At 73.9% G+C, this 17,084-nt stretch carries 14 protein-coding genes; 5 read left to right on the forward strand and 9 right to left on the reverse strand.

Going from position 1 to position 17,084, the window contains the following annotated elements:
* Positions 1-40: 40 nt before the first annotated feature.
* Positions 41-883 (forward strand): response regulator transcription factor, encoded by an 843-nt coding sequence (locus tag AC6I72_RS34600; protein ID WP_498005418.1) that lies wholly within the window; start codon positions 41-43, stop codon positions 881-883.
* The gene (locus tag AC6I72_RS34605; protein ID WP_498005419.1) at positions 873-2,939 is read left to right on the forward strand and encodes a sensor histidine kinase; all 2,067 of its coding nucleotides are present in this window, start codon (positions 873-875) and stop codon (positions 2,937-2,939) included. Before AC6I72_RS34600 ends, AC6I72_RS34605 begins: the two co-directional genes overlap by 11 nt.
* Here the strand turns inward: AC6I72_RS34605 and AC6I72_RS34610 are convergent.
* The 3 genes from AC6I72_RS34610 to AC6I72_RS34620 form a co-directional block, all read right to left on the reverse strand.
* Positions 2,869-4,266, reverse strand: coding sequence for a M1 family metallopeptidase (locus AC6I72_RS34610; RefSeq protein ID WP_498005420.1), 1,398 nt, complete (start codon positions 4,264-4,266; stop codon positions 2,869-2,871). The genes AC6I72_RS34605 and AC6I72_RS34610 overlap by 71 nt on opposite strands.
* Complete coding sequence (locus AC6I72_RS34615; protein ID WP_498005421.1) at positions 4,263-5,225, reverse strand: M28 family peptidase; 963 nt, start codon at positions 5,223-5,225, stop codon at positions 4,263-4,265. The genes AC6I72_RS34610 and AC6I72_RS34615 overlap by 4 nt, the downstream gene beginning before the upstream one ends.
* A 168-nt stretch (positions 5,226-5,393) precedes the next feature.
* Positions 5,394-6,404, reverse strand: a complete 1,011-nt coding sequence (locus AC6I72_RS34620) for a LysR family transcriptional regulator (RefSeq protein WP_498006436.1) — start codon at positions 6,402-6,404, stop codon at positions 5,394-5,396.
* 78 nt (positions 6,405-6,482) lie between these two features.
* On the opposite strand from AC6I72_RS34620, the gene AC6I72_RS34625 reads away from it, so the two are divergent.
* Together AC6I72_RS34625 and AC6I72_RS34630 are read left to right on the forward strand one after the other, a co-directional pair.
* Entirely contained in the window at positions 6,483-7,502 is a 1,020-nt protein-coding gene (locus AC6I72_RS34625; RefSeq protein ID WP_498005422.1) for an EamA family transporter, read from the forward strand.
* An 8-nt stretch (positions 7,503-7,510) separates the two neighbouring features.
* The gene (locus AC6I72_RS34630) at positions 7,511-8,320 is read left to right on the forward strand and encodes an NAD(P)-dependent oxidoreductase (RefSeq protein ID WP_498005423.1); all 810 of its coding nucleotides are present in this window, start codon (positions 7,511-7,513) and stop codon (positions 8,318-8,320) included.
* Between the two features lie 81 nt (positions 8,321-8,401).
* Here the strand turns inward: AC6I72_RS34630 and AC6I72_RS34635 are convergent, their stop codons facing one another.
* The 3 genes from AC6I72_RS34635 to AC6I72_RS34645 form a co-directional block, all read right to left on the reverse strand.
* Complete coding sequence (locus tag AC6I72_RS34635; protein WP_498005424.1) at positions 8,402-8,737, reverse strand: hypothetical protein; 336 nt, start codon at positions 8,735-8,737, stop codon at positions 8,402-8,404.
* On the reverse strand, positions 8,734-9,291 hold the full coding sequence (locus AC6I72_RS34640) for a DUF6232 family protein (RefSeq protein WP_498005425.1): 558 nt from the start codon (positions 9,289-9,291) through the stop codon (positions 8,734-8,736). Before AC6I72_RS34640 ends, AC6I72_RS34635 begins: the two co-directional genes overlap by 4 nt.
* A gap of 255 nt (positions 9,292-9,546) precedes the next feature.
* Entirely contained in the window at positions 9,547-9,882 is a 336-nt protein-coding gene (locus tag AC6I72_RS34645) for a WhiB family transcriptional regulator (protein WP_037860399.1), read from the reverse strand.
* A 554-nt stretch (positions 9,883-10,436) separates the two neighbouring features.
* Here AC6I72_RS34645 and proS point away from each other — a divergent pair.
* Positions 10,437-11,849: a proline--tRNA ligase gene (gene proS / locus AC6I72_RS34650; RefSeq protein WP_498005426.1), complete on the forward strand. Its 1,413-nt coding sequence runs from the start codon at positions 10,437-10,439 to the stop codon at positions 11,847-11,849.
* 284 nt (positions 11,850-12,133) lie between these two features.
* Here the strand turns inward: proS and AC6I72_RS34655 are convergent, their stop codons facing one another.
* The 3 genes from AC6I72_RS34655 to AC6I72_RS34665 all read right to left on the reverse strand — a co-directional run bounded on the left by AC6I72_RS34655 (position 12,134) and on the right by AC6I72_RS34665 (position 16,938).
* Complete coding sequence (locus AC6I72_RS34655; protein ID WP_498005427.1) at positions 12,134-13,345, reverse strand: vWA domain-containing protein; 1,212 nt, start codon at positions 13,343-13,345, stop codon at positions 12,134-12,136.
* Between the two features lie 209 nt (positions 13,346-13,554).
* On the reverse strand, positions 13,555-14,856 hold the full coding sequence (locus AC6I72_RS34660) for an AAA family ATPase (RefSeq protein WP_498006437.1): 1,302 nt from the start codon (positions 14,854-14,856) through the stop codon (positions 13,555-13,557).
* A 435-nt stretch (positions 14,857-15,291) separates the two neighbouring features.
* Positions 15,292-16,938 carry a hypothetical protein gene (locus tag AC6I72_RS34665; protein ID WP_498005428.1) on the reverse strand — a complete coding sequence of 549 codons (1,647 nt, stop codon included), beginning with the start codon at positions 16,936-16,938 and terminating at the stop codon, positions 15,292-15,294.
* Positions 16,939-17,084 lie beyond the last annotated feature (146 nt).

Consider the following 17,084-nt stretch of genomic DNA (forward strand, 5'->3'; position numbering starts at 1 on the left):
GCGGTGGGTGTCACCTGCCGCGCTTCCTACGATGGCCCCCATGTGTGCGTACATCGTGCTCGCCGACGACGATCCCAAACAGACCGATCTCATCCGCCGCTACCTGGAGAGGGAGGGCCATGCGGTCGGTGTCGTCCACGACGGGCGGGCCGCCCTGGAGGAGATCCGGCGCCGGCTGCCCGATCTCGTGGTGCTGGACTGGATGATGCCGCGCACGGACGGGCTGGACGTGGTCCGGGTGCTGCGGCGGGAATCCGAGGTCCCGGTCCTGATGCTCACCGCGCGTGCGGAGGAGGACGACCTGCTGCTCGCCCTCGACCTGGGCGCGGACGACTACATGACCAAGCCGTTCAGCCCCCGCGAACTGGTCGCCCGCGTCCGTACCCTGCTGAGGCGTTCCCGCACCGCGGCCACCTCTGTTCCCTCGGCCACGCCTGTTCCGCCTGTTCCCTCGGCCACGCCTCTTCCCGGGGCCGTCTCCGTTCCCAGGGCCGTCCGGCCGGCCGAACCGGTGTTCGCCGTGGGGTCGCTCGTGGTCGACCCCGCTCGCTTCGAGGTCCGGGTGGACGGGCGGACGGCCGACTGCACGCCCGGTGAGTTCCGCGTGCTGGAGATGCTGGCGTCCGCGCCGGGCCGGGTGTTCACCAGGAAGCAGATACTGGAGCACCTGCACGGCATCGACCGCTACGTCACGACCCGCACGGTCGACGGGCACGTCATGAACCTGCGCCGCAAGATCGAGCCCGATCCCGTCCGGCCCGAACGGCTGCTGACCGTCTATGGCGTCGGCTACAAGCTCGCCGACGTCCGCTCCCCTGACACCTCCGGCAGGGCTGCCGATCCCGCCGGACGCGAGACCGGTTCCGGTTCCCGTGGGAGGTGACACACCGCTGCGCAGAAGCCTGCGGGCGCGGCTGCTGGGGCTGTCGGCGCTGGTCTCCCTCTGCTCGGTCGCGGCGACGGCCTGGCTCGTCGTCAGCCTCACCGCCGTCGCCATCGGACGGGAGCGCGGCCAGGTCCTCGCCGACGACGCACGGATCTACGACACGCTCGTCGGTTTCGCCGCCACGCACCCGGACTGGAGCGGGGCCGGGCCGACGGTCCGCGCCCTGGCCCGGCAGACCGGCCGCCGGATCACACTGACCGACGCGGACCGCCGTCCGCTGGCGGACTCCGGGGAAGGCGGCCGGAGCGCGGCCGCACCGCTGCCTTCGACGGCGTCGGCGACCGTCGACGCGCTGGCCGTGGACACCGCGCTCGCGCCCCGCCGCGCCGGGACGCGCTCCGACGGCATCGATCCGCGCGCCGTCGGTCCTTTCCGGCTGACCGGCCCGGAACGGGCCGCGCTGGACGCCGCGGCGTCCCGGGCGGCGACCTGCCTGCGCGCCCTCGGACCGCGGCAGGACACCGGGATCACGCGGGCACCGGACAGCCGGCAGGACGTCCGGATCACCCGGACCCCGGACAGCCGCCCGGAGACCGACACCAACCCGACCCCGAACGGCCGCCGGGACACCGGGACTTCCCGGACCTCCCACGGCCGCCCGGAGACCGAGACTCCTCCGGCCCCCGACAGCCGTCCGGCGTCCGACACCACCCGGACCCCGGGCGGCCACCCGGAGATCGGAATCAGGCGGGCCCCGAACGGGCGGCCGGAGATCGTGGGCGGCGGCCTCGCCCTGGAGGGCGGGGACCGGTGCGGGCTCGACGACCTGCACCGGCGCACCGCCACGGAGCGCGGGGCGCTCGCTCAGCTGGCCCGCCTCGTCGACGACTGCCTCACCGGCCGTCACGCCCCGCGGATCCGGCTCGCCGACGACCTGTCCTGGACGCCCTCCACCGCTCGCGGCGCCCCGGACACCCGGGCGGTGGAGAGCTGTCTGTCCACCGCCCGGCGTGAACAGCTCGCGCCCTACGTGGCCTCGCCCGCCCTGCTCTTCGCCACCGCCCCCGGCCGGCGCATCGCCACCTTCTTCGACCTGTCCGGCGCCAACCGCGCGAGGATCGCCGGGGCGGCCGTCGCGGTCCTGCTGGTCACCGTGACGGTCACGTTCGTCGCCGGGACGCGCATGGTCGAACCGCTGCGCGCCCTGACCGGTGCGGCCCGGCGGATGGCGCAGGGGGACCAGAGCGCGCGCGTCGAGGTGGCCGGCGACGACGAGTTCGGCCGGCTCGCCGCGGCGTTCAACCTGATGGCGAGCAGACGGCAGCAGCTGGAGGAGATGCGGCGCGCGCTGGTCAGCGACGTCGCCCATGAACTGCGCGCCCCGCTCAGCAACGTCCGCGGCTGGCTGGAGGCCGTCGAGGACGGTGTGGTGCCCGCGGACGAGAGCGTCGTCTCCTCGCTGCTCCAGGAGGCGATGCTGCTCCAGCACGTCATCGACGACCTGCGGGACCTGTCTGCGGCCGACGCAGGGGCGCTCCGGCTGCACCCCGAGGACGTCGACGCGGCCGCTCTGCTCGCGCAGGTCGCCCTCGCCCACCAGGGCAACGCGGCCTCCGCCGGGGTCCGGCTGCGGGTCCGGGCCGGGCAGGTGCCGACCCTGTACGCCGACCCGGTGCGGCTGCGCCAGGCGATCGGGAACCTGGTCTCCAACGCCCTGCGGCACACCCCCGCCGGCGGCACGGTCACCCTGTCCGCCCGGGCGGCGGGCGAGGAGGTGGTGTTCAGCGTCGAGGACACCGGCTCCGGCATCGGCGGGGAGGACCTGCCCAGGGTCTTCGACCGTTTCTGGCGCGCGGAGAAGTCCCGGAGCAGGCAGGGCGGGGGAAGCGGTCTCGGCCTGTCCATCGTCCGCAGACTCGCCGAGGCGCACGGCGGCGGCGCGCACGCGTCGAGCGTGCCCGGCACGGGATCGGTCTTCTCGGTCAGCCTGCCAGTGCGCCCGGATACAGGTACCGGTCCGGGGGGACCTCGGTGCCGTGCGCCCAGGCCGTGAAGAACCCGCGCAGGTCCTGGTGGGAGAGCCGGGCCGCCAGCGCCTCGAACTGCGGCCAGGAGGCGTTGCCGTAGCGGTGTGCTGCCGTCCATGTGCGCAGGATGCCGAAGAACACGTCGTCGCCGACCGTGCGCCGCAGGGCGTGCAGCATCAGCGGCCCGCGGTCGTACAGCGCGGAGTCCAGTTCGCGCCCCGGACCGGGGTCGTAGAGCGGGACGCGCCAGAACTCCGGGTCGGCGCGGTGCTCGCGGACCTGGGGCAGGTAGTAGTCGTGGTCGATGTCGTCGCCCTGGTGCTCGTACCACAGCCACTGGCCGTACTGGGCGAAGCACTCGGCGAGGCAGCCGTCGCGCCAGTCGGTGAACGACACGCTGTCGCCGAACCACTGGTGGGTGATCTCGTGTGCCATCGCGACGTCGAAGAGACCCGTGTCGTAGGTCGGGCGGCTCTGGGTCTCCAGGTCGGCGGGCCCCGGGCGGGTGCGGCCGGTCACCGCGACGGCCCCGGCCGAGGAGAACGGGTAGGGGCCGAAGCGGGACGCCAGGAAGCCGATGACGTCCTTCTGCAGCGTCTCGGCGTCCGGGTCCACGATCGCGCCGGGACTGTAGGCGTTGATGACCGGGGTGCCGTCGTCCAGCGTGTCGGTGTGCACGGTGAACCGGTCGATGGCCACGGTGGCGGCGTAGGTGACGAGGGGGCGGTCCTCGTACCAGTGGAAGGTGCGGTGGCCCGCGCCGTCGTCGGTCACCGGGCCTGGCCGGCCGTTGCCGATGGCGGTCCAGCCGTCCGGGACGGTGGCCGCGAGACGGAAGGTGGCCTTGTCGGACGGGTGGTCGTCGGCGGGGAACCAGGCGGTGGCGGCGTGCGGCTCGCCGGTGACGTCGGCGCCGCCGTCGGCCAGGGGGTGCCAGCCGGCTCCGACCGGTTCGCCCGCGTACCGTACGCGCACGGTGAAGCCGGCGCCCTTGCGCAGCCGCCGGGCCGGAGTGATCACCAGTTCGTGCTCGCCCTCGCGTGCCACCGCGCGGGCGTCGGTGCCGTCGACGGTGACGGAGGAGACGTCGAAGCCCGTCAGGTCCAGGTGGAAGCGGTCCAGGTCCTCCAGGGCGCGCGCGGTGACCGTGGTGTCACCGTCCAGGTGGCCGGGGTGCGCCGGGTCGTAGGCGATGTGCACGTCGTACCCGGCGACGTCGTACCCGGAGTTCCCGTCCTCGGGGTAGTACGGGTCCCCCCGGCCGGAACCGCCGTCGGCCGCCGACGCGGGCGCCAGGCTCGTGAGCACGCACAGGGCGAGCGCGGTGAGCGGGGGGATCCAGCGGCGCTTCATCGGCGGTCCCCGGCGGTGGCGAGTTGCCAGGTCACGTGGAGCACGGCGTCGGTGCTGAGCGTCTGGACGGCCGGGTCCACGTTGTGGATGTCGTCGCAGGCGCTGTGGATGCAGTCGGAGATGCCGGTGGTGAAACCGGCCACGGGGATGCCCGCGGCGGCGAAGGACTGGTCGTCCGAACCGGTGTCGCCGATGTCGAAGGTCGGGACGGAACGGGCCGCGAAGTACCCCTCGAAGTCCTCGGTGGGTTCCACGGCGCCGTCGGCCCCGGACGGGTCGTGGGTGACCAGCCACGTCGTGGTGTGCCGGGAACCGGCCTGGTCGAAGTTCAGGTAGCTGCGGATCGAGGAACGCCCGGCCGGGGACAGGGTGTTCACGTAGTGCGCCGACCCGAACAGGCCGCCCTCCTCCGCGCCCCACCAGGCGAAGCGGAGGTGCCGTCCGGCCGGCAGGTGGGCGCGGGCCACGGCGACCGCGGTGGCGAGCACGGCGGCCGAGCCGGAGCCGTTGTCGTTGATGCCGGGACCGGCCAGGACGCTGTCGAGGTGCGCGCCCACCATGACGGTGTTCCGCGGGTCCCCGCCGGGCCAGTCGGCGATGATGTTGTAGCCCGTGGCACCGTCGTGCGTGAACGGCTGGAGAACGGTGCGGTACCCCGCCCGCTCCAGCACCCGCTTCACGTACGTCACCGACTCCCGGTAGCCCGGCGTGCCGTGCGCCCGGTTGCCGCCGTTGCGGTCGGCGATGGCCTGGAGTTCCTCCAGGTACGGCATGACGCTCTGCGCGGTGACGGCCGGCGGGGCCGGGACGCGGGCGGGGGCACCGGCGGCGACTGCGCGTGCGGAGACGGCGCGTGCGGAGACGGTGCCGCCTGGGACGGCGCCGGCGGGGGTGGCGCCGAGCAGCCCGGCGCACAGGACGCCGACGGCGGCACAGCTCAGTAGGTGGCGCGATGGCATGGAATCGCTCTCCCTTAGCCCGGAGGACGGGCGGTCGGAACCGAGGACCAGGGCTGACGTCCGGGGCGGACGACCAGAACTGCCTGACTGGCCAGGACGGTAGGACGGAGATGTCCTGCCGGTGTCCCGCCGCCGGTCGGTCGCCGTGCCCTCGACGTCCGCTCGCTGTCAGGGAGCTGTCAGCGGGCGGTGGACGTCCGCTTCCCCGGCGTCCTCGCCCTCCCCTGCCCCGGCTCCGGCTCCGGTACGGCCGGCTTCCTTCTCCCGCGGAGAACCACCGGAAGGGCCCTGCGTCCGGGGGCCGACACCGAGGACGCGGAGCATCGCGCGGGCGGCCGGGCTGGGGTTGAACCGGCTCCACGCCAGGTGTTCCACGCGGTGCGGGCCGTCGACCACCGGCACCAGCGCGAGTCCGGGCTCGGCGGCGGCCGCGGGGCCGATGAACGCCGAGGGCAGCAGTGCCACGCCGAGGCCGCGTGCGATCAGCCGGATGATCAGCTCGACGAGCGCGGCCTCGTACGCGACTTCGCGGACCAGGCCCGCGGCGGTGAACGCCTGGTCGGTCTGGGCCCGGCCGGGTGTCCCGGACACGAAGTCCACGAACGTCTCCCCGGCGATCTCGCTCAACGTCACCCGGGAGGCGCCCACCAGCCGGTGACCGGCGGGCACCACCAGCACGTGCTCGTCGTGGTCGAGGACGAGGCTCTCCACTCCGGAGGGCCGCTCGCCCTCGGGCAGGCCGAGGAAGGCGATGTCCAGGTCGCCGTCGCGGATCGCCGCCACCAGGTCGTCGCTGCGCCCGGAGCGCAGCACGACGTGGACGTCCGGGTGCAGGGCGCGGTACCGCTGGAGCACCTCGGGCACGTCCACCGCGGCCGTGGTCACGATCACGCCGACGCCGAGCCGCCCGCGCACCACACCGGTCGCGGCGGCGGCGTCGGCGACCGCGCGGTCGGCGGCGGCCAGGCACTCGCGCGCGGCGGCGAGGAACGCCTCGCCCGCGCCGGTCAGTTCGACCCGGCGGCTGGTCCGGGCGAACAGCCTGACCCCCAGTTCCCGTTCCAGGCCGGCGATCCGGTGGCTGAGGGACGACTGCACCACGGAGCAGCGCTCGGCGGCGCGGGTGAAGTTGCGGGTCTCGGCGACGGCGACGGCGTACCGCATCTGCTGGAGGTCCATCCATTCATCGTCATCGTTCATGGCTGCGATGACAAGCATGCTTTGGAATCATGGTGTGTGCGGTCCGAGACTCGCTCCATGCATTCCTCGACCCAACGGTCACCGGGACCCCCGCGGACCTCGCAGCCGCGGCCCGGGCAGCTGGTGACCCTCGCACTGACCGCACTCGCCCCCGCTTCCTGGGGCACGACGTACGCCGTGACCACGAAGCTGCTGCCCCCGGGGCATCCGCTGTTCGCCGGACTGATGCGCGCCCTGCCGGCCGGGCTGATCGCGCTCGCCCTCACCCGCGCGCTCCCGCGCGGCACCTGGTGGTGGAAGGCCGCCGTCCTCGGCGTGCTCAACATCGGCGCGTTCTTCCCGCTGCTGTTCCTGTCCGCCGAACGGCTGCCCGGGGGTGTCGCCGCCACCCTCGGCGCCGCCCAGCCGCTGCTGGTCGCCGCGCTGGCCGTCGCGGTGCTGCGCGACCGGCCCTCGGCGTGGCGCCTGGTCTGGGGGGTGATCGGCGTGATCGGCGTCGGGCTGGTCGTCCTCGGGCCGCAGGCCCGGCTGGACGCCGTGGGGGTCCTCGCGGGCCTCGGCGGTACGGCGACCATGGCGTGCGGGGTCGTCCTCACCAAACGCTGGGGCCGTCCCGCGGGCGTCGGTCCCCTGGCCCTGGCCGGCTGGCAACTGACGGCCGGCGGGCTGCTGCTGCTTCCGCTGACCCTCGCGATCGAGGGGGTGCCCCAGCGGATCGACGCGGGGGCGGCCGGCGGCTACCTGTGGCTCGGCAGCATGGGCGGGCTGATCGCGTACACGCTGTGGTTCCGGGGCATCGGCAGCCTCCCGGTCGGCGCGTCCGCACCGCTGGTGCTGCTGTCCCCGCTGGTGGCGACCGTCGTCGGCCTTGTCCTCGGCGAGTCGCTCAGCCTGCCGCAGGTCCTCGGTTTCCTGCTGGCGCTGGCCGCCCTGCTCGCGGCACAGCTCAGTCCCCCGGACCTGTCCGGCATCCGCCGACGCGGCGGACGGCCGGCACCCCGCCGCGCACGAGCGGACCTCCTGCCACGAGCGGGCCGGGCACCCGCTCACCCGATGGCCGAAGGGCGGACACGATGAGGACCCGTATGACGATCGCCGTGCTGGGCGCCACCGGGATGGTGGGCAGCCGGGTGATCACCGAGGCCGGCGCCCGCGGGCACCAGGTGCTCGCCATGTCCCGCACGCCCCCGCGCGTACCCGCGCACCCCTCCTCGTACGTGACGCCGCTGGCGGTCGACGTGCGGGACGCGCACGCCGTGCGCGCGGCCCTCACCGGCCACGCCGCGGACGGCGCGGCGCCCCACGTCGTGGCGGTGCGCGATGCTGACGTGCGCGATCCCGCGGTGGGCGATCCTGCCGCGCCTGATCCCGCGGTGAGTCCCGTCGCGGACGTCGTCGTCCTGGCCGTACGGACCGAGCCCGCAGACGCGGAGTTCCTGGTCGGCGCCACCCGTACGGTGCTGGACGCCGCCGCCCCGCTCGGCATCCGGGTCCTCGTGGTCGGCGGCGCGGGTGCGCTGCGCAGCCCCGGCGGGGACGGACCGCTGGTGGCGGACGACCCCGTCCACGTACCCGCCGGGCTGCGCGACGTGGCCGCCGCGGGCGTCGCCCAACTGCGGGCCTGCCAGGCGCACACCGGTGCCGACTGGGTCTACCTGAGCCCGCCGGCCCTGCTGCGGCCCGGCATCCGGACCGGCCGCTACCGGCGTGGCACCGACACCCTGCTCACCGGTGCCGGCGGCCGGTCCTGGATCAGCGCCGAGGATCTGGCCGTCGCGGTGGTCGACGAACTGGAGACCCCCGGCCGCGACCGCCACATCACCGTGGCCCACGAAGACCGGGGGCAGGGACCGGAGCCAGAACCGGAACCTGAGCTGAGCCGGAAACCGGCCTGAGCGGGGCCAGGACCCCGCCGGACGACCGGCAGCACGCCGTGCCCGCTCGCGCGCGCCCTGGCGGATCCCCAGCCGCGCGCCCTACAGGGCCCCCAGCAACTCCAGGACCCTGTTGACCGCTTCGGCCACCGGCTGACCCAGCGCTCCGACGGTCGCGGCGATGGTGGCCACGGCGATCAGGGCGCGGTGCCGCTCCTGCGGGGCGCTCGCCCGGGAGGAGATCACCGGCAAGGCGTCGTCGATGACCCGCCCGGTCGCGGGCGCGACCCTGCCGCGCAGCTCCCGCAGGAGAAGCGACAGTTCCTCGATCGCCACGAGGAGCTGTGGGGGCGCCGGTTGCGCCGTCCCCGCGTACTGGTTCTTGACGATCCCGGTGTTGTGGTTCCCGCCGTACATGTTGACGGTGTCGCCGCTCACTTCTTCAACACCCCCGTGTTTCCCAGGCCGCCGTACATGTTGACCGTGTCGCCGAAGTGGTATTCCCTGCGGTTGAACTGGACGCTCTCCACCCACACGTGGAGTTTCTTCTCCGGGTTCTCGACGGTCTCCATGATGGCGTGGACGATCCCGCGCAGCTCCTCCCGGTCCGGCAGTGTCACCAGGGCGCTGGCGTTGCCCGCCGTCTCGATGGCCAGCACGTGTTTGCTCGACGAGGACAGCACCTTCAGGAACCGTCCGAACAGCAGGATCACCGCGACCAGGCAGACGCCCCGCGCCTCCGGCTGCGCCCTCGCCACCGCGTACGCGAGGCCGCCCCCGAGCGCCAGGTACGCGAACGCCTCCCATCGTCGGGGCTTGAACTCGGTGGTGTAGACCCGCACGAGGTTGTGCAGCGGATAGGCGGCCTCTCCCAGCCAGAGCACTCCTTTGTCGACGCGGAGATCGACACTCCTCCCCTCGCGCGACGGCACCGGCGGCAGCGCCGGCGGCCCCCAGGTCCCCTTCGTCTCCACAAGTCCCCCGTACGCCATGCGACTCCATGACCGTGTGGGAACCATTAGGCATCGCCAACGCCCGCTTGGAAAGGGCGAGTTCGGTCTCTTTCGTGACTCGGCACGCTTCCCGTGAGCCCCGGGAGCCGTGAGCGTGCGAGGCCGTGAGCCAGGATCCCGTGAGCGTGCGAGACCGTGAGCCAGGATCCCGTGAGCGTGCGAGACCGTGAGCCAGGATCCCGTGAGCGTGCGAGTCCGTGAGCCCGTCGGACTGCCTGCCTGCCTGTCGGCGCGTCAGCCCGTCGCGGCCCAGCGCTCCGCCCAGCGCGGGCGGTCCGTCCCGCGGCCCTGCTGTTCGTGCTCCGTTCGGGCCGTCTCCAGCAGGAGCCGCCAGGACGTCACCGTGGGGCGGCGCCGCAGCAGGGCGCGCCGCTCCCGTTCCGTCATGCCGCCCCAGACCCCGTGCTCGATACGGTTGTCGAGGGCGTGCGCCAGGCATTCGGTGCGCACGGGACATCCGCTGCACAGGATCTTGGCTCTGTTCTGAGCGGCCCCCTCAACGAACAGCTCGTCAGGGTCGGCGGTCCGGCAGGCCGCCAGCTCGCCCCACTCCTCGTTGTCCGAAACCACCCCGGCGCCGTCCTCTCCCCTTTATGGCCAGCGGTTTTCCACCCGACTTGCGGGCAGGGACGTGACAGTACGGCAGTCGGGCATATGCCGTCAGTTCCCGCGGCCACCGTTCCACACCTTCGGGTGACCCGGATTGCAGGCGCGTAAAGCTTGGCGGTATAGGGGAGTTCGAGGAGGTGAAGCGTCAGCGTTTCATCAGCGCCCGCAGTGCCTTCGTGATGTCCTGGGGGGGCTTCCTCGGCCATGAAGTGACCGCAGGACACGGTGGAGTGGTCCAGGTCCGCGGCCGACGCCGGCCCCCTCCTGCTGGCCCACCAGGCCCCCGGAAGCTCCCGCGCCAGGCCGCGGACCGGGTCGCGTGTCAGGCCGGGGCGCCGTCGGCCGGCAGGGAGACGCTTGGCCTCCCGGGCTCTGCCGCGCGGGAGGTGGCTCGGCAGCCGGACCAGACCCTGGTGATCTACGCCGAGGCCGGTCCCGAGAGGGCGGGGACCTGCGGCGGAGACGGCGCCGTAATCCGCTGGCGTGCGGCCGGGCCGCGCCCTAACCTGCGGCGCATGGCAAAGGCACCCGTGCTCACTCCCCGGGCGGACGACTTCCCCCGCTGGTACCAGGAACTGGTCGGCAAGGCCGAACTGGCCGACAACGGGCCGGTGCGCGGCACCATGGTCATCCGACCGTACGGGTACGGGCTGTGGGAGCGGATGCAGCAGGAGATGGACGCCCGGATCAAGGCGGCCGGCGCCTCCAACGCGTACTTCCCGCTCTTCATCCCGCAGTCGTACCTGACGAAGGAGGCCGAGCACGTCGAGGGCTTCGCCCCCGAACTGGCCGTCGTCACCCACGCAGGCGGCAAGGAACTGGAGGAACCGGTCGTCGTCCGCCCGACCTCCGAGACGATCGTCAACGACTACTTCTCGAAGTGGGTGCAGAGCTACCGCGACCTGCCGCTGCTCATCAACCAGTGGGCCAACGTGGTGCGTTGGGAGCTGCGTCCGCGCGTGTTCCTGCGCACCACGGAGTTCCTGTGGCAGGAGGGACACACCGCCCACGCCACCTACGAGGACGCCCGGGACTACGCCGCGCACATCCACCGGGCCGTCTACGGCGACTTCATGGAGAACGTCCTCGCCATGGACGTCGTACCGGGCCGCAAGACGGCCAGGGAACGCTTCGCCGGCGCGGTCAACACCCTGACGCTGGAAGGCATGATGGGTGACGGCAAGGCCCTGCAACTGGCCACGAGCCACGAACTCGGCCAGAACTTCGCCAAGGCCTTCCACACGCGGTACCTCTCGAAGGACGGCACACAGGAACACGTGTGGCAGACCTCCTGGGGTTCCACCACCCGTATGGTCGGGGCGCTGGTGATGATGCACGGGGACGACGACGGTCTGCGCGTCCCGCCCCGGCTGGCCGCGGTGCAGGCGGTGGTCGTCGCCGTCAAGGACGACGACGCGGTGCTCACCGAGGTGCGCGCGATCGGGGAACGGCTGAGGGCGGCCGGGGTGCGCGTGCACGTCGACGACCGCACCGACACCCCGTTCGGGCGGCGCGCGGTGGACTGGGAACTCAAGGGGGTGCCGGTGCGGATCGAGGTCGGGCCGCGTGACCTGGCCCACGGCAGCGCCGTCCTGGTCCGCCGTATCGCCGGGACGAAGCAGCCGGCGGAGATCGCCGCGCTGCCGGAGATCCTGCCCGAGGTGCTCGCGGACGACCAGGCGCTGCTGCTGGCGCAGTCCCGGGAGCGCCGTGAGCGGCGTACCGCCGACGTGTCGACCGTCGCGGAGGCCGTGGAGGCCGCGGGCAGCGGGTGGGCGCGGATCCCGTGGGCCGCGCTGGGTCCGGACGGCGAGGCGCGGCTGGCCGAACAGGGCGTGACCGTACGGTGCCTGGTCGCCGCGGACGGCTCGGTCCCCGAACGCGACGACCAGCCGGGGAACGTGGCCGTCGTGGCACGCGCCTACTGACCTGCCCACCGGGGTGCGGCTCCGCCGGGGGAGCCGCACCCGCCCGCACCCCGCAGGTGGCCGCGCGGGCATCCATCCTCGGCCCGGCCCGGAGCACGGAAATCACCGTCCCCGGCGCCGCCCGGGCCACGGCCACCTGACGGGCCGGCCTCCGGGAGAACGCCGGTTTCACCGCGGCCCGCTCCACCGCGGACGGCGTCGAGATCGGCGTCGTCGGTCACTCGGTGAACCTGGGCTCGTTGCGCTTCGTGAGGTGACACGGGCCCTCCGGCTGCGCGGCCCCCTCAGCCGATGGTGACGACCCGCGCCCAGGCCGGCGGGGTGTCCGGGACGTAGTCGGGATCCTTCTCGTCCACGGCACGGGCACCGCCGGAACGCGAGAAGAGACCGACGACGGTGCGGCACGGCGGCTGCTCGGAGGGCCACGGTGTCTGACCGTCCGTCAGGGCGACGATCACGTCCGGGCGCGGCCGGCAGCGCAGGGCCCGGCCGAAACCGGAGCGCAGGTCCGTACCGCCGCCGCCGACCAGTTCGATGCCCTCGGCGCGGCACAGCGGCACGGCGACCCCGGCCGCCGCGTCGCACGAGATCACCGAGACCAGGTCGCGCCGCCCGCCCACCGCGCGTGAGATGGCCGCCACCTCCAGCAGTGCGCTGCCCAGTTCGGCGTCGCTCACCGACCCGGAGGTGTCGATCACGACGCAGACACGCGGCGGTGTGGGGCGCAGGCTCGGCAGGAGCACACCGGGGACGCCGGCCGAACGCCGGGAGGGACGCCGGTAGCTGTGGTTCTCCCCCACGCCCGGTCCGCCCGCCGCCGAACGGACCGCCGAGCCCAGCAACTGCCGCCAGGGCTGCGGCGGATGGAACGCCTCGTCGGCCCACCTTCGCCACCCTTCCGGGGCCTGCCCCGGTCTGCCCTTGATGCCCTCCGCGACCCGGAAGCGGACCGCGTCCCGCTGCTGCCTGCTGAGCCCGTGCGCCCCGTCCGGCCCCAGTTCCCACGGCCGGGGCTGCCCGTCGGCACCGCTGCCGCAGTCCAGCCAGGCGAGGTCCGCGACAAGTCCGGACATCGACGCCGTCCGCAGGTACTCCTCCATCAGCAGCCCCCCGGACAGCCGCAGCTGCGACGGCAGCACCGCGCCGGCGGGGCGGGGCAGACCGTCGCCGAAGATGTCGTCGTTGATCTCGAAGTCCGCGGCGATGTTGCGCCGCAGCCGCGCGCCGGGCCCGTGCTCCCCGTGCCGGTCCGCGTACCGCTCACCCCGGCCGTGGTGGTCCCGCAGCAAGTGGGAGACCTCGTGCACCCAGACGCCCGCCAGGTCCTCCACCGGCGTGCGCGCCACGAAGCCCGGGGAGACGTAGCAGCGCCAGTACGCGTCCACCGCCATGGTGGGCACGGACCGGTCCTCGACGACGTGCAGCGCGAAGAGCGCGTCGGCCAGGTAGGGCCGCACCTTCACCGCGTGCAACCGGGCGGCCAGCAGCTTCTCCACGTCCAGCGCGAGCCGCCCACCGGACGCCTCCCCACGGGAACTACCGGCCGCCGCCCGGGCGGAGGACCGTACCGGGGTGGACGGATACGGGAACGGCGAAGCTGGCCTCGGCTGGGCAGGGCTCGGTAGGGCGGGAGTCGGCGGGGCGGGGGCCGATGGGGCACGCGGCGGGGCGGGGGCCGGTGGGCCCGGGCGCTTTGTCGGACGCGTCATCGGTGCGCCCCCGCCGTGCGGTCGGTGTCGGACGTGGCCGCCGCGGCCCTCCTCACCGAGCGGTCCGCCCGCTGGGCGAGCCCGACCACCGCGGCCAGCCGCTCCACGGCCTGGGGCACCTCCCAGTCGTCACGCCGCAGCGCGGCCAGCGAGGTCGCCGGGGCGACCAGCAGGTCAGGGGCGCCCGTCTCCAACGCCCGGACCAGCACAGCCCAGCCCGCCTCCCAGCGCTCCCGCTCCGGTCGCGCCCCGACGGCGGCCACCACCGCCTCCAGCGCCGCCTGACGCAGATCGCCGCGCACCGGCAGCTCGGCGGCAGCCGGGTCGGCCAGCAGTGACTCCGGATCCGGCAGGTCCATCCGGTCCAGATGGGCGAGGAGTTCGAGCCCGGGCCCGTCGCCGACGGCGCCCCGCACCAGTAGCGCCAGCACCTCCCGGGAGACGGAGGCCGCCGTGCCGAAGGCCAGCAGGGTCAGCGCCGCCTCCCAGCTCCGGGGCGAGGGCCAGGCTCCGCCGCGCCGTGTCTCGGTGGTCGGGAGCCGGTGGATCAGTGTCGGCCTGGACTGAAGGAAGGCGCAGACCGCGCGCCGGGCGAACGCCACCGCATCCGGCAGCAGTTCCGGTACGAGACGGGGCAACTCGGCCCGGGGCCACACCCCGCCGAGGCCGCGCACGACCACCTCCCGATCGTGCGCCCAGTACAGGTGCACGAAGCGGTTGGCCAGCGGCGGGCTCAGCTCCCACCCGTCTGCCGCCGACGCGCGCGGGTTGGCGGCGGCCACGATGCGTACGTCCGGGGGAAGTCGGAGTGCGCCGACCCGCCGTTCCAGGACCACCCGGAGCAGTGCGGCCTGCACGGCCGGGGTGGCGGTCGAGAGTTCGTCCAGGAAGAGCAGGCCGCGCCCGGCCCGGACCAGTTCCACGGCCCACTGCGGCGGCGCCATGGGCACGCCCTGCACCGCGGGGTCGTCGCCCACGATGGGCAGCCCGGAGAAGTCGGACGGCTCGTGGACGCTGGCGATCACCGTCGTCAGCGGCAGGTCGAGAGAGGCGGCGAGCTGGGTCAGCGCGGCGGTCTTGCCGATGCCCGGCTCGCCCCAGAGCAGTACGGGCAGGTCGGCCGCGACCGCCAGGGTGAGCGCTTCGAGCTGTTCGTCGGGGCGCGGCTCGGTGGTGGTCGCCCGCAGGAGAGCCAGCAGGTCACCGGCAACGGCGAGACGGGCCGCGGCGGTCTCGGTTCCGCTTCCGGGGGGCTCGGTCGGGGAGAGAGGAGCGCTGGACGTCGTGGGCAGGGTCATGTGCATGTGGCATCACCTGGAAGGAGTTCGTAGGAGAAAGGGCGTGCGTGGCGGGGCTTCGAGGAGGACGGGGAGTTCGAGGAGGAGGGGGGCTGCGAAAGTGATGAAGGCAGCCGGTGGTTGGCCAACGGTTGGTGGCCAACCGTCACTGGTCAACCGTCGGTGACCAACGGTTGGTGACGACCGGTTGGTGACCACCGATTGGCCGCCAACGGCTGGCGGGCCAACGATTGATGGCCAACGGTTGGTCGCCAACGGTTGGTCGCCAACGGTTGGTGACCGACGGCTCACGGCCCACAGTTGACGGCGAACAGCTGGAGGCCAACGGTTGGTGACCAACGGTTGGTGGTCCCCACCCGGTGGCCGACACCGGATGACCAACCGCCCGCTGCCAACCGTCGGTGGCCAACGCCGGTGGCCGGTGACCGCTATCGGTCAGCGGGTAAGAACGGTTCGGGGCCTGGCCCGGTTGCCGCGCTTGCGGCGCACCTCGGGAGGCGTGTGCCGATCGAGCCGTGACCGGTGACTCACCTCCGCACTTCCCCCGCCCCAGGGGTTCCCACCGCCGGCCGCACTCGCGGCGTACTGCGCGGGGACCAGCCCCGACCGGAAGAGGCCGTGGTCGAGGCGTCGGCTCGCCGCCGCCTCCAGTTCCTCCCGGAGCGGCCCGTCCCGCAGGATCGCGCGCGGGCCGAGCAGGCCCTCCACCACCGCCAGTGCCCCGGCGACGTCGCCGTGCCCGAGCCGTTCGCGGACCGCGGGCAGCGCCTCCGGTTCGCGGTGCACCGCGTCGATCGCGCGCAGACAGGGCAGCCCCGGCCCCCCGAGAGCCACCAGCAGCTCCTCACGGCGCAGTTGGGCAGGAGCGTGGTCGACCGCCGTCAGTACACCGTCCCGCAGCGCGATCCGGTGCACCTCGCCCCGGCATTCCACCCGGTGCGGGTCACCGGCTGCGGGGGCGGGGCCGGTCCCGGCCACCGGTGCCGTGTCGAATGCCGCCAGCGCCCGGGCGACGAGCGGATGCAGTTGCCCGACGGTGACCAGTCCGGCGTGCAGCAGTTCCAGATCCGGCAGGAGGCGGGCCGCGGCTTCCGGCAGCACCGGAAGGGCGGCGGCCTCCTGGGCCAGCAGCGCCTTCGCAGACGGCCGGAACGTGGGGGCGTGGCTGTCGTCGGGCGCGACGAGTTCGAGTACGGCCCGGTGGCGTGGCCCCAGCCGCACGGTGAAGGCACCGCGAGGGCGCCCTTCGGCCCGTAGCAGCAACTCGGCCTCCGCCGCCCAGCCGGCCACCGCCCACGGCACGTCCTGGACGGTGAGCCGATCGGGCCGGCGCGCCGCCAGCTCCGGCGGACTCGCCAGCCCAGGCACTCCCGACAAACCCGGCAGTCCAGGAAGGTCCGGCAGTCCCGGCAGGTCCGGCCAGGGCTGCGGCGCCCCGGGCGGTGGGCCGGCCGCCCTGCACCGCGGCGCCAGTTCGTCGCTCCGCCCGGCGTCCCAGAGGTGCCGGTGCAGGTCGAGCCGGAAACGCCGGTCGGGGTGCGGATGCGGGTGCGGACCGGGAAGCGCCGGCGAGGACGCGGAGGGATGTGTGTGGCGGTGTGGAGGTGAGTGCGGCCGGGAGGGCGGGGGCGGTGGGTGGACGGCCCCGCCGTCCCTGCCGGCCACCGCGTCCCACAGTGCCAAGGACATCCGCTGGCCGGCGTCCGCCCAGGCCGGCGGTGTCCGCACCACCAGGCGCAGGGGTGGGTCGCCGGGGCCGCCGTAGCGGGCCAGAGAGACGGTGAGGCCGGGCCGCAGCCGCCCGTCGGGGGCGATCCGGGGCATGTGCCAGCGCAGCAGATCCGGCGCCAGTCGGCGCAGGTCCGCGCGGAGGCGGGTGGCGATTTCGGTGCCGTGGCGGTGGCGCACAGCGCGCAGATCGAGGTCGACGTCGATCCGGGCGGCGGCACAGGCCCCCGCCCAGTCGCCGACCGCACGCCGTGCGGTCGCCGTCTCGATCATGGACGGTGGCACGGCGTACCGGCGCACGCGCTGCCACATCAACAGGCGGGTGGGAATCGCGTTCGTGGAGTGAGGTGCCATCAGCACTCACCCGACACGAACGATTCCCCCAATCCGTACGAGGAGGAGTTCTTCATCACCGGCATCCTAACCATCCGCTGAGGTTCTGTCAGTCCGGATTCCGGGCCTGCGCGAAACCTCCCGGGAGCGGCACCCCGCCGCGACGG

Source organism: Streptomyces sp. Xyl84, assembly GCF_059731885.1.